This window comes from Leucobacter chromiireducens subsp. chromiireducens, assembly GCF_016758255.1.
GTDB classification, from domain to species: domain Bacteria; phylum Actinomycetota; class Actinomycetes; order Actinomycetales; family Microbacteriaceae; genus Leucobacter; species Leucobacter chromiireducens.
The window spans coordinates 1,004,272-1,029,326 of record NZ_QYAD01000001.1; the positions used below are offsets into that span (position 1 = coordinate 1,004,272).

Consider the following 25,055-nt stretch of genomic DNA (forward strand, 5'->3'; position numbering starts at 1 on the left):
GGCCGGTCGGAGCGTCATCTCGCGAATGTCGGTGGTCGAACGTACCCTTGAAGGCATGGCTAGTAAAGCTTCGTCGCGCTCGAAATCAGGGAGCACTGCGTCGCGGGGATCCCGCACGCAGGCTTCGCGAGCGACCGCGAAGACGAAGGTGCTCGCAGAAGCGCAGCCGAGCGACGGCGTGCTTGTGCGCGCCTGGAACGGGCTCGCCCACGCTGTGGGCGGCGCTGCGCGCGCGTTCCGGGTTGAGCCGCTCGCGCCGGAGGATCGACGCGACAGCGTCCCGCTGCTGCTCGTGCTGCTCGCGGTGATCGGTGCCGTGATCGAGTGGTTCCTCATCGGCAACCCGGTGGCCGTGCAGCTCGATGCCTGGTCGTTCGGCGGCATTCTGGGGCGTGTGGCCTTCGGCCTGCCGATCATCATGGTCGGCTTCGCACTGTGGCTCTTTAATCACCCGTCGAGCGTGACGGACAATCGGCGCATCGCGATTGGTCTCTTTCTCGCGATCACCGCGGTTGCCGGCCTTACGCACATCTATGGCGGGCAACCTCATCCGCGGCAGGGCATGCCTGCGCTCGCGGAAGCCGGCGGCTTGCTCGGGTGGATGGTGGGCACCCCGCTCCTTGCCCTGACGATCTGGGTGGCCGCGCCGTTCTTCTCGCTGCTCCTGTTGTTCTCGGTGCTCATTGTCACGAAGACCCCGCCCGGTCGCATTATCAAGCGCCTGCGCGAGGCGTACGTCTTCTTGTTTGGGGTGTCCGAGGCCGAGCCGACGCCCGAGGGGGCGGAAGCGCCCGCACCCAAGACAAAGGTGAAGCGTGACCGGAGCACGCAGCAGCCGCTCTTTGATATCGAGGACGAAGAGCCCGAGCCCGGCGCGCTCCCGTGGTGGCGCCGCAACGCCTCCGGCCGTGAGGAAGATCCCGAGTACGCGGGGGATCAGGCCGGCCTCGACGCGGCACTGGATGGCGGCGCTGGCTCGGCTGAGACCGAAGCTCCCGCGCGTGCGGTCGCGTTCGACTCAGCGCTTACCCCCGATCCCGCGCCGGTGAACGAGGCGTTCGCTGACGGACTCTTTGACGACCTCGACCAGGCGGAGGCCGCGGTCGAGGAGTTGGGCGGCGCATCAGCGTCGGGACTCGGCGACGATTCCTGGGACAACTTCGCACCGGCACCGGCACCGGCACCCGCGGCAGCGGAGCCCGCAGCTGCGGCGGCGACCACCCCCTTTGAGGTTGCCCCAGCGCACGACCCTGCGCAGCAGCTCGAGTATCGCCTTCCCGACCAGGGAGCGCTCTCCGCCGGCGACGCCCCGAAGACGCACACCGAAGCAAACGACGCGATCATGGCGGCGATCGGCCGCGTGTTCGAGGAGTTCAAGGTTGATGCTCGCGTCTCTGGTTTCTCTCGCGGACCCACGGTCACGCAGTACGAGGTTGAGCTTGGCCCCGGCGTCAAAGTGGAGAAGGTTACCGCGCTCTCGAAGAACCTGTCGTACGCGGTCGCTTCGAACGAGGTGCGCATCCTGTCGCCGATCCCCGGGAAGAGCGCCATCGGTATCGAGATCCCGAACAAGGACCGTGAGAATGTCGCGCTGGGCGATGTGCTCCGCTCGAACCGGGCGCAGCGCAGCACGCACCCCATGACGATCGGCGTCGGGAAGGACGTGAAGGGCGGCTTCGTCGTTGCGAACCTCGCGAAGATGCCGCACCTCCTGGTCGCCGGTGCCACGGGATCAGGTAAGTCCAGCTTCATCAACTCGATGATCACGAGCATCCTCATGCGGGCCACCCCCGCGGAGGTTCGCATGGTGCTCGTCGACCCGAAGCGCGTGGAGCTGACCGTCTACCAGGGCGTTCCGCACCTCATCACCCCCATCATCACGAACGCAAAGAAGGCGGCCGAGGCGCTGCAGTGGGTCGTGAAAGAGATGGACATGCGGTACGACGATTTGGCGAGCTTCGGCTTCCGTCACATCGACGACTTCAACGAGGCGGTTCGCTCGGGCGGGATCGTGCTCCCGGCGGGCAGCCAGCGTGTGCTGAAGCCCTACCCGTATCTCCTCGTCGTGGTCGACGAGCTCGCAGACCTCATGCTTATCGCCCCGCGCGACGTCGAAGACTCGATCCAGCGCATTACGCAGCTGGCCCGCGCCGCAGGTATCCACCTGGTGCTCGCTACGCAGCGCCCGTCCGTCAACGTGGTCACCGGTGTGATCAAGTCGAACGTGCCGAGCCGATACGCGTTCGCGGTGGCCTCGGGCACGGACTCCCGCGTCATCCTCGATGAGGTGGGCGCTGAACGACTCATCGGCCAGGGTGATGGCCTGCTCCTGCTGAACGGCGAGTCGACGCCCATGCGCGTCCAAGGCGCGTGGGTCAATGAGTCTGAGATCGCGCAGGTCGTGGCGCACGTGAAGGCCCAGGCGCAGCCCGAATACCGCGCCGACGTGGCGCAAGCTGCGGAGAAGAAGGACATCGATGAGGACATCGGAGACGATCTCGAGGTGCTCCTTGCCGCCGTTGAGCTTGTCGTCACGTCGCAGTTCGGTTCCACCTCAATGCTGCAGCGCAAGCTGCGCGTTGGCTTTGCGAAGGCGGGTCGCCTCATGGACCTCATGGAGTCGCGCGACATCGTCGGACCGTCGGAGGGCTCAAAGGCTCGCGATGTGCTCGTCACGCCCGAACAGCTTCCTGAGGTGCTTGCGCGACTGAAGGGCGGCACTCCGCCTGCACCGCCGACGCCCACGGCTCCGCCCGTGCAGCCGGTCCCCCCAACATCCCCGGCTGGCGCTGGTGCGGCGGCGGTGCCGGGCGCAGCACCGTTCGTCGCTGCCGGCGAGAGCGACGCTGCGACTGTCGCGACCGCGGAGCCGAGCGACGCCTCGGATCCCGAGACCGCCGTGCTCGAGCCGCTCACGGAACACGCGACAACCGCCCTCAACGTGGTTGATGATCGGTACGACGATCCAATCGCGAAGTACCAAGACAGCCTCGAAGAAGTCGACGGCGATGACGACGAAGACGCGTGGCAACTGACGGGACGGGACTGACACACATGGCTGAGCAGCAGGTGGCCGATCGGCCGAGCAACTGGAACGCCCCGAATGTCATCACGGGAGCGCGGATCATCGCGACGCCGTTCTTCCTGTGGATGCTGCTCGCAGATGGGGGAGCCCACGGTGGCTTGCGGTGGGCCGCCGCCGCGTTCTTTGTGATCGCTATCGCGACCGACGCCTGGGACGGCCACATCGCGCGCTCGCGTGGGTTGATCACGAATCTCGGCAAACTGCTCGATCCGATTGCCGACAAGTTCCTCACGGGAGCGGCGCTCGTGGGGCTCTCGGTCCTGGGGGAGCTGCCGTGGTGGGTGACCATCATTGTGCTCATCCGCGAGGTTGGCATCACCGTGCACCGACTCATGATCGCGAGCGACGTCGTGGTTGCCGCAGCATGGATGGGCAAGCTCAAGACGGTGGCGCAGTCTGTTGCGATCACGCTCGCGCTCCTGCCGCTTGCTGACGTTCTGGGAAGCGCAGCTCCGATCGCGGTCTGGGCGAACATCATCACGATGACCATCGCCGTGGTGCTCACTGTGCTCAGCGGTATCGACTACGTGCTTGCGTTCCTTCGCACCGGGCGTGGTGGCGGTGGCCGCGCCTAGTGCGGCCCCGAGCGGGGGCGCCACGGTCGCTGCGTCGAACGTGATTGCTCGCGCGGCAGCCGCGGGGATTCGCATCGCGGTCGCGGAGTCTCTCACTGGCGGCGCGCTTGCTGACGCGCTCGTGTCGGTTCCCGGCGCATCTCGGGTGTTCTCCGGTGCGGTCGTCGCGTACGACACCGCGCTCAAGGCCTCACTGCTGGGGGTGGACCCGGCGCTGCTCCGCCGAAAGGGTCCGGTCGACGCGGAGGTCGCGCGGCAGATGGCGCGCGGCGTACGTCGTGCCTGCGCGGTGCCGCGCGCTGCGGCGGCTGGCAGCGCTGAGTCGCTCGTCCGCGATGCCGAGGTGGGCATTGCCACGACCGGCGTTGCCGGCCCCGATCCCGATCCGCAGACCGGCCAGTCGGCCGGGACCGTATGGCTCGGCGTGAGCATCGGTGAGCGGGCGCTCGCGATCCCACTCGTGTTGACGGGTGATCGTGCCGCGATCAGGGCGAGCACGGTCCATGCGGCGCTCGACGCGCTTGACGCGGCAATCGCGCGAGAACACCCAGAATTCGAGGCGTGATCGAAGCGTTTCCTGGGAATTGAGCAAAACCTGAGTGGAGTTGACTCAAGTTCAGCGAAGTTTCAGGAATAGACGAGGTAGTGTCGAAGTTGTTCCCAGTGACGCCTCCCAGAATGGGTGGAGTTCCCGCGGCGGAGATATGCGCTGCAGCGGGTAGGGTGGATGCACAACCCGCAGGGGAAGTGCAGTGAAGGAGGGTCCACATGGTGCTGATGCGTCAGGAGATCGGCGACGTGCTTCGTGACTTCCGTCAACAGAAGGGTCGCACGCTGCGCCAGGTTGCCGGGGATGCGAGCGTCGCGCTCGGGTACCTGAGCGAGGTTGAGCGCGGCCAGAAGGAGGCCTCGAGCGAGATTCTCGCCGCGGTCGCCGATGCGCTGGATACCCCGCTGTCCGTGATTATGGGCGAGGTGAGTGAGCGTCTCGCGATCGTCGAGGGGCTGTCGATGCCGCTTGCGAACCGCGTACCCGACACGGTGCCCGCGGAACTGGTTTCGGGTTTCGCGCCCGAGCTTGTGTCCTAGCGTGCGCCACCGGCAGGCTTCCGCGCGGTGAACGTGCGGTTTGGCGCCCGACCCCACACCGGGGGCGGGCGCTTTGCCGTTGGTGAGGAAGGAGCAGAAGGGGAGGGGTGAATGCGACTGAGTGAGTTCCGGCGTGCGTGCGCCGAGGAGTTTGGTGAACAGTACGCAGGCGTGCTGTTGCGCGATCACTGGCTCGGGGTGCTGGGTGGAACCCCGAATGACGCGCTTGAGCGCGGCGTTCCCGCACGAGATGTGTGGGCCGCCCTGTGCGTGGATCTGCAAGTGCCGGTTGAGCGGCGACACGGTCGCGGACTGCGCGAGCCGCGCGACTAATTCGGCGCAACACGCCGACGGTTGGTTCGAACATGTGTTCGATGGGTGCTAGCTTCGTCCACAGGTGAGGTTCGCGACGGATCATCCCCGGAAATATGGCTTCGACAGCGAATGTCGGAGGGTGCTTCTAGGGTGTGAAGCGCAACACACACCAATGCCTTGTCTGCCCCACACGGGGCCGAGACAGTCGGTAGGCAGCACCGCGCGCGGAGCGATCCGCCAGAACACAAGGAGCATGAACATGGCCGCACCCAAGGACCGCGAAAAGGCGCTCGAAGTCGCTCTCGCACAGATTGACAAGAACTTCGGCAAGGGCGCGATCATGCGCATGGGGAGCCAGGAGCGCGCGCCCGTCGAGGTGATCCCCACAGGCTCCGTCGCACTGGATGTCGCGCTCGGCATTGGCGGACTTCCGCGCGGTCGCATCGTTGAGATCTACGGCCCCGAGTCGTCGGGAAAGACGACGCTCACGCTGCACGCGATCGCGAACGCGCAGCGCGCGGGCGGCATCGCAGCGTTCATCGATGCGGAGCATGCGCTCGATCCCGAGTACGCACAGAAGCTGGGCGTAGACATCGACGCCCTGCTCGTCGCGCAGCCCGACACGGGTGAGCAGGCGCTTGAAATCGCCGACATGCTGATTCGCTCGGGCTCGGTCGACCTCGTCGTGATCGACTCTGTGGCGGCACTCGTTCCCAAGGCGGAGATCGACGGCGAGATGGGCGATAGCCACGTGGGCCTGCAGGCGCGACTGATGTCGCAGGCGCTCCGGAAGATCACCGGCAGCCTGAACGCAACGAAGACCACGTGTATCTTCATCAACCAGCTTCGTGAAAAGGTGGGTGTCTTCTTCGGCAGCCCCGAGACGACTTCGGGTGGCAAGGCCCTGAAGTTCTACGCCTCCGTGCGCCTCGACATCCGTCGCATCCAGACGCTGAAGGACGGCACCGAAGCGGTGGGCAACCGCACCCGCGTCAAGGTTGTGAAGAACAAGATGGCCCCGCCCTTCAAGCAGGCTGAATTCGACATTCTCTACGGCATTGGAATCTCGCGTGAGGGCTCGCTCATCGACTACGGCGTTGAGCAGGGGCTGATCAAGAAGAGCGGCGCGTGGTTTACCTACGATGGCGACCAGCTGGGCCAGGGCATGGAGAACGCGCGACGCTTCCTCATCCAGCACGCCGACATTGCCGCCGAGATTGAGGAGAAGATCCTCACGAAGCTCGGTGTGAACGGTCGGAGCGAGGAAGCTCCGGCAGATGCGAAGGCAACGCCTGCGGAGGGAGCCCCCGCCGCGGAGGCCACGCCTGTGAAGCCCGCGACTGCTGCGAAGGCGCCCGCGGCGAAGCCCGCCGAGCGGGCGAGCGCGTAACCCGTGGCCGTCCGCTTTCTCCCGCCCCCCGGTGAACCCACCGCGGGGGCGGGCCCCGACCGGGGAAATCTCGCCGAGGTAATCGAGCTGCGTGGCATGCTCCGGCAGCGTGCGTGGGCTGAGCCGGTCCGTGACGCGGAGCCCGCGCCCATCGGCAAGGCCGATGCTGAGGCTGACGCCGACGCCTGCGCAGACGTCGACGCACAGGTCAGCAGCGAGACCGAGGCGACTGCGCCTGCGCCGCGCGCAATGCGAAGCGAACGTACGGCTGTGATCTCCGCGCTGGGGGATCACCTCACTCGTGCGAGCGAGCTCACCCGCGCCGTGCGGGCCGAGCGCGTCTCGGAGGCCGGGTCGGATCTCCCGACCGAGCTCGGTACCGGTGGGGACGAAATTGAAGATGAAGGCGGGGCCGGGATCGCCGGCGAGAGCGACGGTGAGAACGGAGCCGACGAGGCCGCGCAGGCGGCGCACGATGCCGGCGTGCGGCTGCTCGCACGCCGAGCCCGCTCGAGCGGTGAACTCCGTGAGGAACTGCTGCGACTCGAGCACGCAGCGCATGACGTGGACGTCGTCATCGCCGAGTTTGAGGAACGGCTGTACCTTGACGATGCGGGACTGGCGCGCGCGGTCACGGAGAAGCTTCGCGACACGAAGCGTGCCAGTCGGTCACAGATCCGCATCAAGCTGCGCGAGCGCCGACTGCCCGATGCTGTCATCGAGGCAGCGATCGGTGAACTCGACGACGAAGAGGAATTCTCGCTGCTGCGCGAGGCCGCCGTCGCACGCGCGGGGAAGCTCGGCGGACTCGATCGTGCCGTCGCCGAGCGGCGTCTCCTCGGCTTCCTCGCCAGACGTGGCTGGTCCGGGGAGCCTGCGAGCCGCGCGGTGCGCGAGGCGCTCGACGGCACCAGTCGCGGCGGGCGCGGCGGCAGCGGCGTCCGGTTCCAGTAACCGGATCGGCCGGCCCTGGTGTGCAGGAGACTAAGTGGCGCGCCGGTAAACTAGGCGTATGAGTCTTGCATCGGCAGAACCCACCGTGATTGCTCCGTCGCCCGCGGCCCTCCGCCCCGACGGTTCCCCGCGTAGCTACAGCGTGCGCACTCTCGGCTGCCAGATGAATGTGCACGATTCGGAGCGGCTCTCGGGCTCGCTCGACGCTGCCGGATACATCGCGGCCACGGATCCCGCGGACGCGGATGTTGTGGTGATCAACACGTGCGCCGTGCGTGAAAACGCTGCAAACAAGCTCTACGGACAGCTCGGCTACCTTGCTGGCGTGAAGCGCGGTCGCGCGGGCATGCAGATCGCGGTGGGGGGCTGCCTCGCGCAGAAGGACCAGGGCACCATCGTGGAGAAGGCTCCCTGGGTGGACGTGGTGTTCGGGACGCACAACATGGGCTCGCTGCCGGCGATGCTCGAGCGGGCGCGCCACAACGAAGAAGCACAGGTCGAGATCCTCGAAGCCCTCGAGGTGTTCCCCTCGACACTGCCAACGAAGCGCGATTCCGCGTCGAGTGGTTGGGTGTCAATTTCGGTGGGCTGCAATAACACGTGCACCTTCTGCATCGTGCCTGCCCTGCGAGGCAAGGAGAAGGATCGTCGCCCCGGCGACATCCTTGCAGAGGTGCAGGCGCTCGTCGACGACGGCGCGATCGAGGTCACGCTGCTCGGCCAAAACGTCAACACGTATGGTGTCGAGTTCGGTGACCGCCAGGCCTTCGGCAAGCTCCTGCGCGCGATGGGGGAGATTGAAGGGCTCGAGCGCGTGCGCTTCACGAGCCCGCACCCGGCCGCCTTCACGGACGACGTTATCGCCGCGATGGCCGAGACTCACAATGTGATGCCCTCGCTGCACATGCCGCTGCAGTCCGGCTCGGACACCGTGCTCAAGGCCATGCGTCGCTCGTACCGATCGAAGAAGTTCCTCGGGATCCTCGATTCCGTGCGCGAGCAGATCCCCAATGCCGCGATCACCACCGACATCATTGTGGGATTCCCGGGCGAAACCGAGGAAGACTTCCAAGACACGCTCCGGGTCGTTGAAGCATCGCGGTTCTCAAGCGCGTTTACCTTCCAGTACTCGATTCGCCCGGGCACTCCCGCGGCGACGATGGAGGGCCAGATCCCGAAGGAGATCGTGCAGGAGCGCTACGAGCGACTCATGGCACTCCAGGAGCGCCTCTCGCTTGAGGAGAATCAGGCGCAGATTGGCCGTACCGTCGAGGTGCTGGTCGCGGTGAGCGAGGGGCGCAAGGACGCCGCAACCCGGCGGCTTTCTGGGCGCGCGGAGGACAACCGCCTGGTCCACTTTGCCGTCCCCGAGGGCGCCGACGAGCCTCGCCCAGGCGATGTGGTCACCGTCCAGGTCACGGCCGCGGCTCCCTTCTTTGTGATTGCGGACGAGGTTCCCGACGTGTATCGGCTGCGCCGCACGCGGGCGGGCGACGCTTGGGATCGCCGCCAGGCGGAGAGTTGCGGCGTGCCGGCACCGAGTGGGGACAGCACCGCACCCCGTGCGGTGAGCCTTGGCCTGCCCACGCTTCGCGCGCGATGAGCGAAGCCGGGCCGACGCGCGCCACCCCCGCCGCAGTGAACATTGCACCGGGAGCACGCGGTCCTGCGCTCTGGGCCGTCGTGGGCGCCACAGGCACGGGCAAGTCTGCCCTCTCGCTCGATCTCGCTGAGGCGCTTGCCGAACGTGGCCGACCAGCCGAGGTCGTCAACGCGGACGCGATGCAGTTCTACCGGGGAATGGACATCGGCACCGCCAAGCTGCCGGTGGCCGAGCGGCGCGGAATTCCGCACCACCTCTTCGACGTGCTCGCACCCGCTACGGAAGCGACGGTTGCGTGGTACCAGCCGGTCGCTCGCGCGGTGATCGACGAGATCCATGCCCGCGGAGCCGACGCGATCCTGATCGGCGGCTCGGGCCTGTACGTGTCGAGCGTCATTTTTGACTTTCAGTTTCCGCCGCGCGACGAGAACACCCGAGCCGCGCTGGAGGCGCAGCTCGCGGAGCAGGGCGTCGCGCCACTCCTCGCTCGGCTTGCTGAGCTGTCACCCGAGACCGCGGCGAGCGTGGACGGGCAGAATCCGCGCCGAGTGGTACGTGCGCTGGAGGTCGCGCTGCTCGGGGGCGATGCACGGACCACCCTGCCTGCGGAGCCGGCGCTCTGGTACCCCGACACCCGAATCGCGGGCGTGACCGTGGAGCGGGCCGAGCTCGTCGCCCGGCTCGACGCGCGCGTCACCGGGATGTGGGCTGACGGCCTGCTCGAGGAGGTCCGCGAGCTGATCCCTGAGGGGATCGAGCAAGGACCCACGGCATCCCGGGCGATCGGCTATGCTCAGGCGCTCGCGCAGCTCGCTGGCACGATGAGTGAGGCCGAAGCCATCGCTGAGACTCAAGCACTGACACGCCGCTACGCGCGGCGGCAGGTGAGCTGGTTCAAACGCTACCCGGGCATCGAGTGGCGCGCTCCTGGCGTGCTCCCGGATCTCAGCGCTGAGCCGAACTGATTCCTCGGCTGCGTGCGTGGAGCGCCCGGAGCTCAGCTTCGAACTCGGGCGCGGGGCCCGCGACGGGAACACCGGGCGCCACCTGCTGAATGGGAAGCGGCGCAACGGGGCCGGGGGCGATGCCCCATTCGGCGAGCCAGTCGGAGAGCTGCGCCGTGCTCGCGGCATACACGATGCGGCCAAGCCCCACCCAGCCGTGCGCGGCGGCGCACATGGGACAGTGCTCGCCCGAGGTGTACACCGTGCTGGCAGCTCGCTCCGCTGGCGTGAGGTGCGCCGCAGCCCAGCGCGCAATCGCGAACTCCGGGTGCTGTGTGGCGTCGCCGTCGCGCACGCGGTTTCGGTCTGCAAAACGCACCGCCCCGCTCGAGTCGACGAGCACCGAGCCAAAGGGCTCGTCACCGTCGGCGAGCGCTTCCGCGGCGAGCTCGACACAGCGTCCGAGGTGGCGAAGATCGATGTCGGTGAGCGGCGGTGCAGACATGGCCCCACCGTAGCAGCGGCTCACGGTCCGGTCACCCCGGGGGATAGGGTGGGTGCTCCGCGTGCGCCCGGCCGCGGAAGGAGGAGACCCACGTGCCCAGCAGAATTCGCCAGTTCGCCGAAGCCGACACCGCAGCCGTGATCGCGCTGTGGGGGGCGCGCGGGCTCACGCGACCGTGGAACGACCCGGTTGCGGACATCGAACGAAAGCTGCGCGTGCAACCTGAGCTGTTTCTCGTCGCGGAGGACGCAGGTGAGATCGTGGGCTCAGTGATGGCGGGCTACGACGGACACCGTGGCTGGCTGTACTATCTCGCGAGCGCGGCCGAGCGTGCGGGCGAGGGAATCGGCCGGGCGCTCGTCGCGGAGGCCGAGGCGCGTCTCGCCGCGATGGGGTGCCCCAAAGTGCAACTGATGGTGCGGTCGGAGAACACGGGCGTCGTTTCGTACTACGACGCGCTCGGCTATGAAGGATCGGACGTGGTGGTGCGTGGCAAACGGCTCGACACGCAGCTCGATGGCCACGTCGCATCGTAGACTGGGGGAATGACGACCCTCGCGTTTACCAAGGGCCACGGCACGGGCAATGACTTTGTGCTTTTCACTGATCCGGAGGGTGAGCTCACGCTCTCACCGGAGCAGATCCGATTCCTCTGCGATCGCAACTTCGGGATCGGCGCTGACGGAGTGATTCGCGCAGTGCGCTCGAAGGCACTCCCCGAGGGGGCGGCGAGTCTTGCAGAGGAGCCCGAGGCCGAGTGGTTCATGGACTACTGGAACGCGGATGGGACGCCCGCGGAGATGTGCGGGAACGGTATTCGCGTGTATGCGCACTACTTGATCTCAGAGGGACTCGTCGCGCCGGAGCGCCGTGATACGCTGCCCATCGGCACGCGCGCGGGCGTGAAGGACGTGCTTGCTGGCGTCTCGGGCTACACGGTGGACCTGGGGCGGTGGCGCCTCGCGCCCGAGCGGCTGGTTGCCGCGCACGGCCTGCCGGTTGCGCGCCCCGGCCTGGGTATTGACCTCGGCAACCCGCACGTGGTGACTGCGCTCGCGCACGTCGACGAGCTCGAGGGACTGGACCTCACGCGCGCGCCGGCGCTCGATCCGGCGCCCGCCGATGGCGCAAATGTGGAGTTTGTCGTTCCCGAGGATCCGCTGGTCGTTGACGGGGTGGCGCGTATCCGCATGCGTGTACACGAGCGCGGGGTAGGCGAGACGCTCTCCTGCGGCACGGGAACCGCCGCTGCGGCGCTCGCATTCCGCCACTGGGGTGGCGAGGGAATGCCGAACCACTGGCGCGTGGATGTGCCGGGCGGCCGCCTGGCCGTGCGCATGTTCCCCACCGAGGAGGGCGAGCACGTGTCGCTGAACGGGCCCGCTGAGCTCGTGTACTCCGGCGAGATCGAACTCCCCGAGGCGTAGCGCGTCGCGAACGCCGAGCGCGCCGCCCGTGGCTCGGCGCTACGCCGCGCGTTCGGCGCGGATGATGTGGAAGCCCTTGTCGCGGGCCACGCGCTCGACCGCGAGATCAGTGAACTCCGTGGCGATCCAGCGCTGCAGGGAGTCCGCGCCGAGGTGCTTCGCGACGACGAGGTGAGCCGCGCCACCGGGAGCGAGCCGGGGGAGCCAGAGCTGCAGCATGCCGTGCAGCACCTCCTTTCCGACTCGGATCGGCGGATTCGAGTGGATCTCCCCGAAACGCAGCTCTGCGGGAACGTCCTCGGGCGCTGCCACGTGTACGGCGTCGAGCCCGAGACGCGCAGCATTCGCGCGGGTCAGCTCGCGCGAGCGCTCGTTGACATCAACGGCCCAGACCTCTCGATCGGGATCGCTCAGGGCGGCAGCGAGCGCGATCGGTCCCCAGCCACAGCCGAGGTCGAGCACCGGGCCAGGCCGAGCATCGTCGATCCGCTCGAGGGTGCGGAGCAGGATCTCCGTACCGCGGTCGAGGTGCTCTGGGCTGAACACGCCACCCGCGGTCTGCACGCTGCGGGGAGCGCCAGTGAGGATCACCTCGATCTCGCGGGGTCGGAAATCGCCGCTCGGGGCCTCGGAGAAGTAATGCTCGCTCACTGAACCAGTATCGCAGCCCCGCGCCCGGTGCTGCGCCTGCGCCGTCGGCGAACGACCCGTGCGGGTGGGACGCGCCCGAAGTACACTGGAAGCCAGATGACGAAACGTGTTCCTGCAGATGCAGACCAGGTGTTGACCGACGAGTCGAACCACGAGAGTGCCGTGACCGAGGCTTCGGATCCGCTCGCGCGCCTCCTGAGCCGCGCCGAGCGCGCCGAATCCGCGACCGTGATTCGTGACCTGACGGGCGGCGCGTTGGCGCTCGGAGATGAAGCCCACGATGAGCTCGGTGCCGACCTCGACGCGATCCGCATGGAGCGTGAAGACCGCGCCTCGCTGAAGCGCGTGGTGGGCCTCTCCACGGAGCTCGAAGACGTTACCGAGGTTGAGTACCGCCAGCTGCGGCTCGAGAACGTGGTGCTCATTGGCATCTACTCCGAGAAGTCGTCCGAGAACGCGGAAAACTCGCTGCGTGAGCTCGCCGCGCTCGCCGAGACCGCGGGCGCCACCGTGCTCGACGGCCTCCTGCAGCGCCGCCAGAACCCGGACCCCGCGACCTACCTCGGAAAGGGCAAAGCCCAAGAGCTTGCCGAGCTGGTCGCCGCAGTAGGGGCAGACACCGTCGTCGCGGACACCGAGCTCGCGCCGTCGCAGCGCCGTGCACTTGAGGATGTCGTGAAGGTCAAGGTGATCGACCGTACCGCGGTGATCCTCGACATCTTCAGTCAGCACGCGAAGAGTCGCGAGGGCAAGGCGCAGGTTGAGCTTGCGCAGCTCCAGTACCTCCTCCCGCGCCTGCGCGGCTGGGGTGAGTCGATGTCGCGCCAGGCCGGTGGCCAGGTGGGCTCGGGCGGCGCGGGTATGGGTTCCCGTGGCCCCGGTGAGACGAAGATGGAGCTCGACCGTCGAAAGATCCACACACGCATGGCGAAGCTGCGCAAGCAGATCGCACAGATGGCGCCGGCGCGCGAGGCGAAGCGAGCCAACCGCAAGCGCGGTGAGGTGCCCTCCGTGGCAATCGCCGGCTACACGAATGCCGGTAAGTCGAGCCTGCTGAACCGCCTCACCGGCACGCAGGAGTTCGTGCAGAACCAGCTGTTCGCAACACTGGACACCGCCGTGCGCCACGCGGAGACGGACGATGGGCGCAGCTTCACCTACGCCGACACCGTTGGCTTCGTGCGTGCCCTGCCGCACCAGCTCGTCGAAGCGTTCCGCTCGACCTTCGAGGAGGTGGGGGAGGCCGACGTGATCCTCCACGTGGTCGATGGCTCGCACCCCGATCCTGAAGCGCAGTTGCGCACCGTCCGTGAGGTCATTGCCGAGGTCGACGCACAGGGCATCCCCGAGATCGTCGCGTTCAACAAGTCCGACCTCATCGACGAGTCCCAGCGTCTCGTACTGCACGGGCTTGTCTCCGATGCCGTGTTCGTGTCCGCGCGCACCGGGGAGGGGCTCGAAGAGCTCTCGCGCAGGATCGACGCCGCCCTGCCCGTGCCCGACCGCGAGGTCACCGTTGTCGTGCCCTACGACCGAGGTGAACTCGTCGCGGAGATGCACGAGCGGAACCGGGTGCTCGAAACCGAGTACGTCGAGGAGGGCACGCGCGTGCGCGCCTACGTCACCGCGGAAATGCTCGCGAAGCTCGAGCCGTACCTCGGCTGATCCCGATCGAATACGGGGTGCGCAGCCGCGCGCTGTAACGCGGCGTAGCCTGAGGTCACACGGCGTAATTCATACACTGCAACATGGGCGCGGTGGGCCGCGCTGCGCGGTTAGCGTGTGAGAGCCCGGGGCACCCGCCGGGTCTCAACTCGCACGTTCCCGGAGGACCCCCATGACTGCTCCCGCCCACCCCGTTACGCCGACCGGTGTCGCTCCGCTGCCGCAGGCCACCATCCTTGGCTACCCCCGCATCGGCCGCCGCCGCGAACTGAAGCGCGCGGTTGAGGCGTTCTGGAAGGGAAAGATCTCGGAGGAGCAGCTCCGCGTCACCGCGCGCGAGCTGCGCGCGGCGACCCGTGCCCGCCTCGTCGAGCTGGGCCTCCCCGCGACGGGGGGAGCGGTGCCCGAGAGCTTCAGCTTCTACGACCAGGTACTCGACGCGACGCTCGCGCTCGGCGCGATCCCGAGCCGATTCGCCGACGTCGCTGAGACCGGAAGCGACCTCGCGAGCTACTTTGCGCTTGCCCGCGGAGACGAATCGCACCAGCCGCTCGAGATGACGAAGTGGTTCGACACGAACTACCACTACAGCGTGCCAGAGCTGAGCGCCGCAACGCCGCTCGCAGCGAACGCCGCGGCGCTGGTCGCTCAGCTCGCGGAGGCCGCCGAACAGGGGATCGAGTCGCGCCCCGTGCTCGTCGGGCCCGTCACCTACCTGCTGCTTGCGAAGGCAGCGGACGACGCGGCAGAGGGCTTCGCGCCGATCGATCGACTCGACGAGGTCGTCGCCGTGTACGGAGAACTGCTTGCCGCGCTCGCCGCAGCGGGCGCACGCTGGGTGCAGCTCGACGAGCCCGCGCTGGTGTCCGACTCACTCTCGGTGCCCCGCGCCGAGGTGCTCGCGCTCGTGGAGCGCGCGTACACGACCCTGGGCGCGCCCGCTGTCGGCGCGGCGCGGCCCGCGATTCTCCTGACTGCGCCGTACGGCGACTCGTCGGCGGCGCTCACGCGACTCGGCGCGCTGCCGGTCGAGGCGGTGCAGGCGGATCTTGTGCGCGGCACGCTCCCGGAGGAGGCGCTCGCAGACGGCTCGCTTGCCGCCGCGTTCGCTGGCACGCAGCTCGTGGCTGGCGTGGTCGATGGGCGCAACATCTGGCGCACTGACCTCCGCGCTGCGCTTGCGCTGGCGCAGCGAATTTCGGACGCGGGCATCGCCACGGTGATCGGCACCTCGAACTCCCTGCAGCACGTGCCGCACGATGTCGCTGACGAGACGAAGCTCGACGCGCGCTTGGCGTCGTGGCTTGCTTTCGCCGATCAGAAGGTGACGCAGGTCGCGACGCTCGCGCGCGGCCTGGCCGAGGGTGCTGCCGCCATCGAAGCGGAGCTCGCGGACACCGAGGCCGCCCTCGCCGACCGTGCGGGCGCACCCGGGGTGCGGGATGCGCGCGTGCGAGAGCGCGCCGCTGCGGTGACGTCCGCCGACCGCAGCCGTGCCGACGAGGGTGCGCGCCGGGACGCGCAGCGCGGCATCGGTGTGCCCGAGCTCGCGACCACGACCATCGGCTCATTCCCGCAGACCACCGAGATTCGCACCGCCCGCGCGGCGTTTGTGCGCGGCGAGATCGATCAGGCCGCCTACGACGGCTTCCTGCGCGAGGAGATCGCACGCGTGATCCGTCTGCAGGAGGAGATCGGGCTCGACGTGCTTGTGCACGGCGAGGCCGAGCGCAACGACATGGTGCAGTACTTCGCGGAGCTGCTCGACGGCTTTGCGGTCACCGAGAACGGCTGGGTTCAGTCGTACGGCACGCGCGCAACCCGACCGTCGATCCTGTGGGGTGACGTGTCTCGCCCCGCGCCGATGACCGTCGCGTGGTCGGCCTACGCGCAGTCGCTCACGGAGAAGCCGGTGAAGGGCATGCTGACGGGCCCCGTCACGATTCTCGCGTGGTCGTTCGTGCGCGATGATCAGCCGCTCGCGGACACCGCCGAGCAGGTCGCGCTCGCCCTGCGCGACGAGATCGACGACCTGGTGGCCGCTGGGATCACCATCGTGCAGGTCGACGAGCCTGCGCTGCGCGAGCTGTTGCCGCTCGATGCCGATCGCCAGGCGGCGTACCTCGACTGGTCGGTGGGGTCCTTCCGCCTCGCGACGAGTGGCGCTGCGAGCGAGGTGCAGATCCACACGCACCTGTGTTACTCCGAGTTTGGCGAGATCATCGGTGCCGTCGATGGGCTCGACGCCGATGTGACGAGCATCGAGGCGGCCCGCAGCCGCATGGACGTCGTTGACCCGCTGGGCGATCACGGCTACTCGCGCGGCATCGGCCCCGGCGTGTACGACATCCACTCGCCGCGTGTGCCGAGCGCGGCGGAGCAGGAGGAGCTGATCCGAATTGCGGCTGCGCGCATCCCGGGCGAGCAGCTCTGGGTCAACCCCGACTGTGGGCTCAAGACTCGTGGCTATGAGGAGACGGTGGCGAGCCTCACGAACCTGGTGCAGGCGGCGCGCGCCGTCCGCGGAGCCTAGCACCGTGGACCAGGGTTCACTCACGCCCTGGCCCGCCGACGGCCTCCCCACGGAGGCCGTCGGCTCCTTGCCGCGCCCCGCCCGCCTGCAGCGGGTGGTGCTCGACGCGGATACGGGCCTGGCGACGGGGGCTGAGCTCCGCGCGGAGCAGGATCGCGCGGTGGCAGATACGATCGAGCGCTTCGCCGCAACCGGATCGCCCATCGTGGGCGATGGAGAGCAGCGACGCGAGAGCTTTGCGAGCTACCCGCTTGGTACGGAAGACCTCTCGGCGGGGCCCGTGTTCGCGGTGTTCGCGGACGGGCATCACCGTGTGATCCCGAGCCTCGCCCGTGCCCCGTTCCGTTTTCAGGCCTGGGCTGCCGATGACGTGGCGGCCGCGCGCGAGCTCACCGATCTGCCCCTCAAGCAGGCGGTCATCTCGCCATCGATGCTCTCGCTCATGGTGCCGGAGGGCGGGCTTGGTGAGTATCGTCGCGAAGACTTCCTCTCGGACGTCGTCGCGGGGTGCGCGGAGGACATCCGTCGTTCCTTTGCGGCAGGGGCCGCGCGGGTGTCGATCGACTTCACCGAAGGGCGACTCGCGCTCCGGCGCGATCTCCGCGCCCCCTGGGCGGGTCCGCAGGCGCTCGGCGGCTTCATTGAGCTCATCAACCGGGTGCTCGATCAGCTCACGGATGCCGAGCGTGCCGCGGTGGGGGTGCACACGTGCCCCGGGAACGACAACGACTCAGCCCACAGCGCAGATATCGACTACGCGGAGCTGCTGCCGGAGCTATTTCAAATCGAGGCGGGGTACTTCCTGGTGCAGGCTGCGGGAGAGAAAGAGCCGGATCGTGTGGCGCGGCTCGTCGGCCGCCAGCTCCGGGGTCGCACCCGGGCCGCAGCGGAGGCGGGCAGCGGCGGCATCGTGCCGCGGGTGCTGCTCGGTGTGACGAACCCGACGAACCCGAAGCTCGAAACCGCGGAGCAGGTGCGGGATCAGCTTGTGCGCGCCGCGCGCTTCATCCCGGCCGAACTGCTCGGCTCCACCGACGACTGCGGTTTCTCGCCGTATCTGATTGATGAGAAGCCCCGCCACGGCTCGCCGGACTTTGCTCGCGACGTGGCGTTCGCGAAGATCGCCGCACGCGTGCGGGGAACGGCGCTCGCAGCGGACGAGCTTGCGGGAAGCCCGGGCCTCGCGGGCGCGGGCGTCTCGTACGCGGGCTACGGAGCGACCGGGAAGCCGGCCCCCGAGGGAGGACACGCATGAGCCCCGAACTGCTGACCGGCAGCGCGCCCACGCGCGCGAGATTCTCATTCGAGGTGTTTCCCGCGCGCAGCGGGGCGGCGGCCCTCGCATTGGGGCACGCGGTGCAACACCTGTCTGCGGCGGGGCCCGACTTCATCTCGGTCACCTACGGCGCTAACGGCTCAAATCGTGATGCCTCGATCGACCTGCTGAAGTACCTCCGCGATCACACTGACGCCCTGCCCCTTGCGCACCTCACCACGGTGGGGGAATCGAGGGAGGCCGTGCGGGAGGCGATCCACGGGATCATGGACGCGGGAGTGCACGACTTCCTCGCGCTGCGCGGCGACCCGCCGCGAGGGCTCACAGAGGATGATCCCGCGGTGGCTGGCTCGCTCTCCGCGCTTGAACTCGTTGAGCTGGTCGCTGAGGCCCGCGCTGAGCGTCCGGCGCTCACGAGTGTGGGGCGCACCGCCGTTGCCGCATACCCGAATGGGCATCCGCTGTCGCGATCCCGATCTGAGGACATTGAGTACCTGATCGCGAAGCAGGAAGCGGGCGCCCAGTTCGCGATCACGCAGCTCTTCTTCGAGGCCGAGGAGTATCTCGGATTCGTGGAGGACGCACGAGCGGCGGGGCTGCGGATTCCCGTGCTCCCCGGCCTCATGCCCGTATCGACGAGCGCGCAACTGCGAAAGGTGGCGCAGCTGGCGGGACGCCCCGCGCCGGGTCTCCTCGCGGCGGAGCTCGCGGAGGCGGGAGGCTATGCACCGGAGCTGGGCGTCGAGCACACGGTCGAGCTTGCGCGCGCGTTGCTCGCGGGCGGCGCACCCTCTGTGCACCTGTATACGTTCAACCGCCACGAGCAGGTACTCGCGGTGCTGCGCGAGCTGAACCTCCTCACCCCGTCGCCGCTCGGATAGCGCGAGCGGTCGGGGCGAGGAGGCGCCGCGCTACACCGCCTGCGGGAAGTCCGCGGCGGCGCGCTCTGCGAGGTGCTGCAGCTGCGGGGGCACCTCCCGTCCTGTGCGGAGCATCGTCTCCGCCCACAGGCGGCCCGCGCGGTAGGAGGACCGCACGAGGGGACCCGCAAGGACTCCGGCGAAGCCGAGCGCATCCGCCTCGGCCTTCAGCTCGACAAACTCTTCGGGCCGCACCCAGCGATCAATGGGGTGGTGGAGGCTCGAGGGGCGCAGGTACTGCGTGAGCGTGAGGATGTCGCAGCCCGCGTCGCGCAGCTCGTGCATGGTCGCGGAGATCTCCGCGCGAGTCTCACCCATCCCCAGGATGAGGTTCGACTTCGTGATCATCCCCGCGCTGCGGCCCTCGGCAATGACCTCGAGCGAGCGTTCGTAGCGAAAACCCGGACGTATGCGTCGGAAGATGCGGGGCACAGTCTCGAGGTTGTGCGCGAACACTTCGGGCTGCGCCGCAAACACCTGCGCGAGCCCGTCCGGCCGGCCGCCGAGATCGTCGACGAGCACTTCGACCCCGGATCCCGGGTTCAGCGCATGAATCTGGCGAATCGTCTCCGCGTACAGCCAGGCACCCGTGTCGGGGAGATCGTCGCGGGTCACGCCCGTGATAGTCGCGTATCGCAGCCCCATCGTGCGCACAGACTCAGCGACGCGGCGCGGCTCGTCGGTGTCGAGCGGCAGCGGTTTGCCGGACGTGATCATGCAGAAGTCACAGCGCCGCGTGCAGATGGATCCGCCGATGAGGAACGTGGCTTCGCGGTCTTCCCAGCACTCGTAGATGTTGGGGCAGCCAGCCTCCTGGCACACGGTGTGGAGACCCTCGGACTGGACGAGATCGCGCACGTCACGGTACTCCGGGCCGGAGCGAGCGCGGGTCTTGATCCACTCAGGCTTCCGCTCGATGGGCGTCTGCGCATTGCGCGCTTCTACACGCAGCAGCTTCCGGCCCTCGGGCTCAGGCCGCGTGCCGGTCGAGGGGAGTATTCGGGCGCTCATGCGGTGAGCTCCGCGAGCGCGAGGAGTAGTTCGGCCCGCAGGATCGGTGCAGCGTCGGCCGGCGTGACCTGCGTGCCGGCGAGTGCGCTCAGCGTGCTGACACCCGCGTCGGTGATCCCGCACGGCACAAAGCCCTCGAATGGCTCAAGTGAGTTGCTGCAGTTGAGGGCGACGCCGTGGGTGATGATCCCGGCGCTCGCGTGAATCCCCACCTGGCCGAATTTGACGGCGGCGGCTCCGGGGCGTGGAGGCGTGGACCACGCACCTGCGCGGCCAGCGATGCGCTCCCCGCGCACACCAAATGCAGCGGCCGTGCTGATCAGTGCGCCCTCGAGCGCGCGCACGCAGTCAACGACGCCCACGCCAGGGGCGAGTCGGACGATGGGGTACGCCACGAGCTGACCCGGCCCATGCCAGGTCACGCGCCCGCCACGGTTGACCGGCACGACCGGGGTGCCGTCCTGCGGATACTCCGCCGGGTCGGCCCGACGGCCCGCGGTGTACACGGGGGAGTGCTCGAGCAGGATCAGCGTCCCGTGATCGATGCGGTCGGTGAGCCGCGCGACCGCCTCGTCCTGAAGGCGGAGGCCGCGCTCGTACGGAACGGGCTCGGAACCAGGACCTTCGACCCGCAGCCGGTGGCCGGGAGCGCGTACACGGTGCGGAGCGGGAGTGCCTGGGGGCCGGGTGAGGGTGGGGGAGGTCATGACGTCATACTAAATAGACTCGGTACAACAAATCAAGACGAGTGGACATGGCACGCAAAAAGGACCACCCCGGAAGCCGGGGCGGCCCATCTTGCGTGTGGCGGTTAGACCGAGCGGAACACCGCGACGACCTTGCCGAGCACCTCGGCGTGGTCGCCAACAATCGGCTCGAAAGCGCTGTTGCGGGGAAGTAGCCACGTGTGACCGTCGCGGCGGCGGAAGACCTTCACGGTCGCTTCTCCGTCAAGCATTGCGGCAACGATGTCGCCGTTCTCTGCCTCGCGCTGCTGGCGCACCACAACAAAGTCGCCATCGCAGATCGCCGCGTCGATCATGGACTCGCCCACGACGCGAAGCATGAAGAGCTGCCCGTCGCCGACGAGTTGGCGGGGGAGCGGCACGATCTCCTCCACTTGCTGGTCTGCGGTGATCGGAACGCCCGCGGCAATCTGCCCAACGAGCGGCACGTACGCAGCCTCCTCGACCTGCTGACCCGGGGTGTCCGCGATCGCGTCGCTCGTGCTCGCGAGCTCGACAAGGATCTCTAGGGCGCGGGGTCGATTGGGATCACGCCGGATGTAGCCGCCCAGCTCCAGGCGGCTGAGCTGATGTGTGACGCTCGAGAGTGAGGAGAGGCCCACTGCGTCGCCAATCTCGCGCATGCTCGGGGGATAGCCGCGCGACTCGACGGAGCGCGCGATGAACTCAAGGATGGCTTGCTGCTTCTCGCTCAGAGGCTTCCGGGTCTGTGGCGCTGCGGCGTCGCTCATGGCTGTCCTTTCGAGCCCGGAGGGGCAGGGCGGGGGCGGTGAAAACCGAATGTCAGTGGTGCCTGGTTCAGTGATCTCGTTGAGCGAAACCCTAGCCGCGCGCTGGGAACAGGGGCAAACATCTGTTCGAGTGTCGTGGGAAAAGATCGAAACTGATCTTCGAACACGGGCTTGCGGTTTCGAATACTCGAAGATATATTCGAAACAGATGTTCGCATGGCGCTGGCCTTCGCGGGCGTCGCGACGAAAGGAAGTCCCATGAGTGCCGCAACTCTCGCAGGATCCCGGATCAGCGCAGGTGTATCGATCGCTCCCGTGGCTGAGGTCACCGCTTCTTCCGTGCCCGCGGTCACTCGACTGCGCTTGACCCGCCGCGGACGCGTGGTGCTGGGAACGCTCGCTACGGTGCTCGTGGCCGGTGTGCTGGCGCTTCTCGCGACGTTCGCTGCTCCGCAGGCGAGCGCGTCCGATGCGGCCGGCGCTGGCCAAGAGTTTTCTTACGTCGTGGTGGCACCCGGCTCCTCGCTGTGGGAGATCGCCACTCAGCTCGATCCGTCGGCGGATCCGCGTGATCTCGTCAGCGAGATCGTGCAGCTGAACCAGCTCACCGAGTCTGGCGTCGATGTGGGCCAGCCCCTCGCGGTGCCGCTTCGCTATGCGGGGGACCCGCAGACCATCCCGGCAGCAGAGCTCGGCCTGGCTGAGTAGCCCACCCGCTCGCGCCCCAACGACGCAGGCGCGTTTCGAAACTAGACTGGTGTGGTGACCAGCCTCAGTGACCTCCCCCTCCGCGACAATCTTGTCGGGCAAGAGCCCTACGGCGCACCGCAGGATCCGGTGCCCGTCAGTCTGAACGTCAACGAGAACACGCATCCCATCCCCGACGAAGTCATCGCCGACATCGTGAGCTCCCTTGCCGAAGCCGTGCGCGGCGTGAACCGGTACCCCGATCGCGAGTTCATGGGACTGCGCCAGGCGCTCGCGAGCTACCTCGGACACGGATTGGCCCCGGAGCAGGTGTGGGCCGCTAACGGCTCGAACGAGGTGCTCCAGCAGGTGCTCCAGGCATTTGGTGGCCCCGGGCGGTCGCTGCTGAGCTTCAGTCCCACGTACTCGATGTACCCCCTGCTTGCCGCGGGCACCGACACAACGTGGATCGATGTGCCGCGGCCCGCGGACTACGCGCTCACCCCCGAGCTGGTGGTCGCTGCCATTGCGGAGCACCAGCCGAACATCGTGATTCTGTGCGGCCCGAACAACCCCACGGGAACCGTGCTCGACCGCGAGGTTATCCGTGCGGCGTACGACGCCTTCGACGGGGTGCTCATTGTCGATGAGGCGTATCAGGAGTTCGATGCGGACACCGAGAGCGCTGTGGCGCTTCTGCCCGGCCGCCCGCGCCTGCTGGTGTCGCGCACCATGAGCAAGGCGTTCGCCTTCGCGGGTGTGCGCCTGGGGTATCTCGCAGCCGACGCCGCCGTCATCGACGCGCTGCGCTTGGTGCGTCTGCCCTATCACCTGTCCGCGCTGACGCAGGCGGCTGCGACGGCGGCGCTACGGCACTCGGACGCCATGCTGGGCGCGGTTGCGGAGATTCGTTCCGAGCGCGATCGGCTCGCGTCCGCGTTGCGCGCGCTGGGATACGAGGTCCACCCGTCGGGGGCAAACTTCTTGCTGGTCGGGGGCTTCACGGATCCCGCGGCGACGTTCGAAGCGCTGCGTTCGCAGGGCATCCTGATCCGAAACCTCGGTATCCCGGGCCATCTGCGCATCACCGCGGGAACGCCGGCGGAGACGACCATCCTGATCGACGCGATCACTCAGCTCGGTCCAGGCGGTGCGCAGGCGTAGGTCTCGCGTTTCGCGGAGCGGGGCCTCGTTCCGTGGGGCCCCGCTCTTCACGCGATGGCTGTCCGAGTGTGTGCCGAATCTGGGAGCCCACTGAGCCCGCCGCGAAGTGGCCGGATAGCCTGGGGGTATGCCTCAGCCACCCGAAGCACTGCCCCGTCACGAGCTTGAACGGAAGTTGCGCCGCTCCCGCACCCTGAACATCGCCCTCGGTGCGATCGCCATCATCGGGCTCGTGTTCGGCGGTGTGCAGCTGGCGCAGGGCGGTGGCTCGGCCGGTGCTGCGGGCGCTGCCACCGGCGTGAATGCCGAGGGTGAGAGCGCGGAGCAGCCGGATGCGCAGAGCATTGAGCGTCGGGACCCCGCCGACACCATGGCGATCGGTGATGTTGACGCGCCGGTTGTGATGAGTGAGTGGATCGACTTCCGGTGCCCGTTCTGTGCGGTGTATTCGCGCGACACATTGCCGGTGCTCATCGAAGAATATGTGAATACCGGAAAGGTGCGCATCGAGTTGCACGATGTCGCATTCTTTGGCGAGCAGTCCACGCGCGCTGCGGTTGCCGCTCGTGCAGCGGGCGAACAGGGCAAGTACGTGGAGTTCGTGCAGGCCATCTACGAGGCCGCTCCCGAGAGTGGGCACCCGGAACTTCCCGCTGAGGAGCTTCTCGGCTTCGCGAAGCAGGTGGGTGTCCCTGATCTTGCCAAGTTCGAGGCCGACATGACCCGCAGCGATCTGCAGGACGCCGTCGCGCAGAGCACCGCGCAGGCGCAGCAGCTGGGTGTCACCGGCGTCCCATTTTTTGCGGTCGACGGCCAGGCCCTGAGCGGGGCGCAGCCCGTCGAGACGTTCCGTGCGCTGCTCGACGAGGCAGTGGACGCCGCCAAGTGACGCGAACAGCCCGGGCCACCGAGCAGGGAAGTATCGTCTGGGCGGTGGACGCCTGATGTCGTTGAGCCTGCTCGGCGCCTTTCTTGGCGGCGTGCTGACGCTCCTCAGCCCATGCTCGGTGATGCTGCTGCCCGCCTTCTTCGCCTACGCGTTCTCGAGCCCGGGAGCCCTCCTCGCGCGCACTGGGGTCTTCTTCCTCGGGCTCGCGACCGCGCTCGTGCCGCTCGGATTGCTCGCGGGCACACTGGGCGCCTGGGTGAACCAGCATCGTTTTGCGCTCGTGACGGTCGTCTCAGCGCTGGTCATCGTGCTCGGCCTCGCGATGCTCTTTGGGGTGCGCCTGCCAGGGATGATCCCGCAGCAGGGAGCGAAGAGCGCGTCGATCGCGTCCGTGTTTGCGCTCGGCACGGTGTACGGGCTCGCCGGCGTGTGCGCGGGGCCGCTCCTCGGCGCAGCGCTCGCCTTCGCAGCGTTCGGCGGCAACCCGTTGCTCGGCGGCCTCGTGCTGCTCGTGTTCGCCGCAGGGATGACGGTGCCGCTGCTGCTCCTCGCCGTGCTCTGGGACCGAGTTCCCGCAGTGCGGAAGCTGGTACGTCCGCGCGAACTGGTCATCGGGCGCTGGCGGAACGCCTGGACAAACATCGTTGGTGGTCTCCTCACGATCGCGATCGGTGTGCTGCTGCTCATCACCCAGGGCACAACCTCGTTGGGCGGGGTGCTCGGCGCAACAGCGCAGGCAAACCTCGAAGCTCAGGTGATGAGCTGGGCGAACGCCGTGCCGGGCTGGATCGTCGGTCTCGTCTTCGTGCTGCTGGTTGCGGTGTGGCTCACCGTCTACGTGCTGCGACGTCGGCGTGAGCGCGCGACCACGGGCTGATCGCGAACCCGGATAGAC

Annotated in this window: 24 protein-coding genes; 19 read left to right on the top strand and 5 right to left on the bottom strand. The window is 68.0% G+C overall.

The genetic code is table 11. The features are described from left to right. Positions 1-55: 55 nt before the first annotated feature. The 9 genes from D3226_RS04715 to miaA all read left to right on the top strand — a co-directional run bounded on the left by D3226_RS04715 (position 56) and on the right by miaA (position 9,976). Positions 56-3,049: an FtsK/SpoIIIE family DNA translocase gene (locus D3226_RS04715; RefSeq protein ID WP_202381202.1), complete on the top strand. Its 2,994-nt coding sequence runs from the start codon at positions 56-58 to the stop codon at positions 3,047-3,049. 5 nt (positions 3,050-3,054) lie between these two features. After that, positions 3,055-3,660, top strand: a complete 606-nt coding sequence (pgsA, locus tag D3226_RS04720; protein WP_202381203.1) for a CDP-diacylglycerol--glycerol-3-phosphate 3-phosphatidyltransferase — start codon at positions 3,055-3,057, stop codon at positions 3,658-3,660. Next, a complete protein-coding gene (locus D3226_RS04725; RefSeq protein WP_237462233.1) occupies positions 3,617-4,225 on the top strand; it encodes a CinA family protein in 609 nt (202 codons plus the stop codon). The genes pgsA and D3226_RS04725 overlap by 44 nt, the downstream gene beginning before the upstream one ends. A 203-nt stretch (positions 4,226-4,428) precedes the next feature. Continuing rightward, positions 4,429-4,749 (top strand): helix-turn-helix domain-containing protein, encoded by a 321-nt coding sequence (locus tag D3226_RS04730; RefSeq protein WP_202381204.1) that lies wholly within the window; start codon positions 4,429-4,431, stop codon positions 4,747-4,749. Positions 4,750-4,860: 111 nt separating this feature from the next. Next, on the top strand, positions 4,861-5,082 hold the full coding sequence (locus D3226_RS04735) for a DUF3046 domain-containing protein (RefSeq protein ID WP_202381205.1): 222 nt from the start codon (positions 4,861-4,863) through the stop codon (positions 5,080-5,082). Positions 5,083-5,323: 241 nt separating this feature from the next. Next, entirely contained in the window at positions 5,324-6,454 is a 1,131-nt protein-coding gene (gene recA, locus D3226_RS04740) for a recombinase RecA (RefSeq protein ID WP_202381206.1), read from the top strand. 3 nt (positions 6,455-6,457) lie between these two features. Beyond that, positions 6,458-7,408: a regulatory protein RecX gene (locus D3226_RS04745; protein WP_202381207.1), complete on the top strand. Its 951-nt coding sequence runs from the start codon at positions 6,458-6,460 to the stop codon at positions 7,406-7,408. Positions 7,409-7,466: 58 nt separating this feature from the next. Continuing rightward, complete coding sequence (gene miaB / locus D3226_RS04750) at positions 7,467-9,011, top strand: tRNA (N6-isopentenyl adenosine(37)-C2)-methylthiotransferase MiaB (RefSeq protein WP_202381208.1); 1,545 nt, start codon at positions 7,467-7,469, stop codon at positions 9,009-9,011. Further along, positions 9,008-9,976: a tRNA (adenosine(37)-N6)-dimethylallyltransferase MiaA gene (miaA, locus tag D3226_RS04755; protein WP_202381209.1), complete on the top strand. Its 969-nt coding sequence runs from the start codon at positions 9,008-9,010 to the stop codon at positions 9,974-9,976. The genes miaB and miaA overlap by 4 nt, the downstream gene beginning before the upstream one ends. Here miaA and D3226_RS04760 read toward each other — a convergent pair. Then, positions 9,957-10,460, bottom strand: a complete 504-nt coding sequence (locus D3226_RS04760; protein WP_202381210.1) for a nucleoside deaminase — start codon at positions 10,458-10,460, stop codon at positions 9,957-9,959. The two genes, miaA and D3226_RS04760, sit on opposite strands and share 20 nt — an antisense overlap. A gap of 92 nt (positions 10,461-10,552) precedes the next feature. Here D3226_RS04760 and D3226_RS04765 point away from each other — a divergent pair, with 92 nt between their 5' ends. Together D3226_RS04765 and dapF are read left to right on the top strand one after the other, a co-directional pair. Beyond that, positions 10,553-10,996 (top strand): GNAT family acetyltransferase, encoded by a 444-nt coding sequence (locus D3226_RS04765; RefSeq protein WP_202381211.1) that lies wholly within the window; start codon positions 10,553-10,555, stop codon positions 10,994-10,996. 9 nt (positions 10,997-11,005) lie between these two features. Beyond that, a complete protein-coding gene (gene dapF / locus D3226_RS04770; RefSeq protein ID WP_202381212.1) occupies positions 11,006-11,887 on the top strand; it encodes a diaminopimelate epimerase in 882 nt (293 codons plus the stop codon). Between the two features lie 39 nt (positions 11,888-11,926). On the opposite strand, the gene D3226_RS04775 is transcribed toward dapF, so the two are convergent. Next, positions 11,927-12,538 (bottom strand): methyltransferase, encoded by a 612-nt coding sequence (locus D3226_RS04775; RefSeq protein WP_202381213.1) that lies wholly within the window; start codon positions 12,536-12,538, stop codon positions 11,927-11,929. A 96-nt stretch (positions 12,539-12,634) separates the two neighbouring features. On the opposite strand from D3226_RS04775, the gene hflX reads away from it, so the two are divergent. The 4 genes from hflX (at position 12,635) to D3226_RS04795 (ending at position 18,893) form a co-directional block, all read left to right on the top strand. Further along, a complete protein-coding gene (hflX, locus tag D3226_RS04780; protein ID WP_202381214.1) occupies positions 12,635-14,203 on the top strand; it encodes a GTPase HflX in 1,569 nt (522 codons plus the stop codon). Positions 14,204-14,375: 172 nt separating this feature from the next. After that, entirely contained in the window at positions 14,376-16,736 is a 2,361-nt protein-coding gene (gene metE / locus D3226_RS04785) for a 5-methyltetrahydropteroyltriglutamate--homocysteine S-methyltransferase (protein WP_202381215.1), read from the top strand. Positions 16,737-16,740: 4 nt separating this feature from the next. Then, positions 16,741-17,991, top strand: a complete 1,251-nt coding sequence (locus D3226_RS04790; RefSeq protein ID WP_237462235.1) for a uroporphyrinogen decarboxylase/cobalamine-independent methonine synthase family protein — start codon at positions 16,741-16,743, stop codon at positions 17,989-17,991. Continuing rightward, positions 17,988-18,893 (top strand): methylenetetrahydrofolate reductase, encoded by a 906-nt coding sequence (locus D3226_RS04795; protein ID WP_202381216.1) that lies wholly within the window; start codon positions 17,988-17,990, stop codon positions 18,891-18,893. Before D3226_RS04790 ends, D3226_RS04795 begins: the two co-directional genes overlap by 4 nt. Before the next feature lie 30 nt (positions 18,894-18,923). On the opposite strand, the gene lipA is transcribed toward D3226_RS04795, so the two are convergent. From lipA to lexA, 3 genes are all read right to left on the bottom strand, one after another. Further along, positions 18,924-19,943, bottom strand: coding sequence for a lipoyl synthase (lipA, locus tag D3226_RS04800; RefSeq protein WP_202381217.1), 1,020 nt, complete (start codon positions 19,941-19,943; stop codon positions 18,924-18,926). Next, positions 19,940-20,650 carry a lipoyl(octanoyl) transferase LipB gene (gene lipB, locus D3226_RS04805; protein WP_202381218.1) on the bottom strand — a complete coding sequence of 237 codons (711 nt, stop codon included), beginning with the start codon at positions 20,648-20,650 and terminating at the stop codon, positions 19,940-19,942. Before lipB ends, lipA begins: the two co-directional genes overlap by 4 nt. Before the next feature lie 104 nt (positions 20,651-20,754). Then, the gene (gene lexA / locus D3226_RS04810; protein WP_202381219.1) at positions 20,755-21,420 is read right to left on the bottom strand and encodes a transcriptional repressor LexA; all 666 of its coding nucleotides are present in this window, start codon (positions 21,418-21,420) and stop codon (positions 20,755-20,757) included. A 258-nt stretch (positions 21,421-21,678) separates the two neighbouring features. Here lexA and D3226_RS04815 point away from each other — a divergent pair, with 258 nt between their 5' ends. The 4 genes from D3226_RS04815 (at position 21,679) to D3226_RS04830 (ending at position 25,037) form a co-directional block, all read left to right on the top strand. Then, positions 21,679-22,128: a LysM peptidoglycan-binding domain-containing protein gene (locus D3226_RS04815; RefSeq protein WP_237462237.1), complete on the top strand. Its 450-nt coding sequence runs from the start codon at positions 21,679-21,681 to the stop codon at positions 22,126-22,128. 54 nt (positions 22,129-22,182) lie between these two features. Beyond that, positions 22,183-23,271, top strand: coding sequence for a histidinol-phosphate transaminase (locus tag D3226_RS04820; protein WP_202381220.1), 1,089 nt, complete (start codon positions 22,183-22,185; stop codon positions 23,269-23,271). Positions 23,272-23,398: 127 nt separating this feature from the next. Continuing rightward, a complete protein-coding gene (locus D3226_RS04825) occupies positions 23,399-24,160 on the top strand; it encodes a DsbA family protein (protein WP_202381221.1) in 762 nt (253 codons plus the stop codon). Between the two features lie 55 nt (positions 24,161-24,215). Further along, positions 24,216-25,037, top strand: coding sequence for a cytochrome c biogenesis CcdA family protein (locus tag D3226_RS04830; RefSeq protein WP_202381222.1), 822 nt, complete (start codon positions 24,216-24,218; stop codon positions 25,035-25,037). The last annotated feature ends 18 nt before the right edge of the window (positions 25,038-25,055 follow it).

Bases quoted from the DNA above. Each gene is read 5' to 3' on its own strand.
- D3226_RS04715 (WP_202381202.1), top strand. From the start codon at position 56: ATGGCTAGTAAAGCTTCGTCGCGCTCGAAATCAGGGAGCACTGCGTCG.
- pgsA (WP_202381203.1), top strand. From the start codon at position 3,055: ATGGCTGAGCAGCAGGTGGCCGATCGGCCGAGCAACTGGAACGCCCCG.
- D3226_RS04730 (WP_202381204.1), top strand. From the start codon at position 4,429: ATGGTGCTGATGCGTCAGGAGATCGGCGACGTGCTTCGTGACTTCCGT.
- D3226_RS04735 (WP_202381205.1), top strand. From the start codon at position 4,861: ATGCGACTGAGTGAGTTCCGGCGTGCGTGCGCCGAGGAGTTTGGTGAA.
- recA (WP_202381206.1), top strand. From the start codon at position 5,324: ATGGCCGCACCCAAGGACCGCGAAAAGGCGCTCGAAGTCGCTCTCGCA.
- miaB (WP_202381208.1), top strand. From the start codon at position 7,467: ATGAGTCTTGCATCGGCAGAACCCACCGTGATTGCTCCGTCGCCCGCG.
- miaA (WP_202381209.1), top strand. From the start codon at position 9,008: ATGAGCGAAGCCGGGCCGACGCGCGCCACCCCCGCCGCAGTGAACATT.
- D3226_RS04760 (WP_202381210.1), bottom strand. From the start codon at position 10,460: ATGTCTGCACCGCCGCTCACCGACATCGATCTTCGCCACCTCGGACGC.
- dapF (WP_202381212.1), top strand. From the start codon at position 11,006: ATGACGACCCTCGCGTTTACCAAGGGCCACGGCACGGGCAATGACTTT.
- hflX (WP_202381214.1), top strand. From the start codon at position 12,635: ATGACGAAACGTGTTCCTGCAGATGCAGACCAGGTGTTGACCGACGAG.
- metE (WP_202381215.1), top strand. From the start codon at position 14,376: ATGACTGCTCCCGCCCACCCCGTTACGCCGACCGGTGTCGCTCCGCTG.
- D3226_RS04795 (WP_202381216.1), top strand. From the start codon at position 17,988: ATGAGCCCCGAACTGCTGACCGGCAGCGCGCCCACGCGCGCGAGATTC.
- lipA (WP_202381217.1), bottom strand. From the start codon at position 19,943: ATGAGCGCCCGAATACTCCCCTCGACCGGCACGCGGCCTGAGCCCGAG.
- lipB (WP_202381218.1), bottom strand. From the start codon at position 20,650: ATGACCTCCCCCACCCTCACCCGGCCCCCAGGCACTCCCGCTCCGCAC.
- lexA (WP_202381219.1), bottom strand. From the start codon at position 21,420: ATGAGCGACGCCGCAGCGCCACAGACCCGGAAGCCTCTGAGCGAGAAG.
- D3226_RS04815 (WP_237462237.1), top strand. From the start codon at position 21,679: ATGAGTGCCGCAACTCTCGCAGGATCCCGGATCAGCGCAGGTGTATCG.
- D3226_RS04825 (WP_202381221.1), top strand. From the start codon at position 23,399: ATGCCTCAGCCACCCGAAGCACTGCCCCGTCACGAGCTTGAACGGAAG.
- D3226_RS04830 (WP_202381222.1), top strand. From the start codon at position 24,216: ATGTCGTTGAGCCTGCTCGGCGCCTTTCTTGGCGGCGTGCTGACGCTC.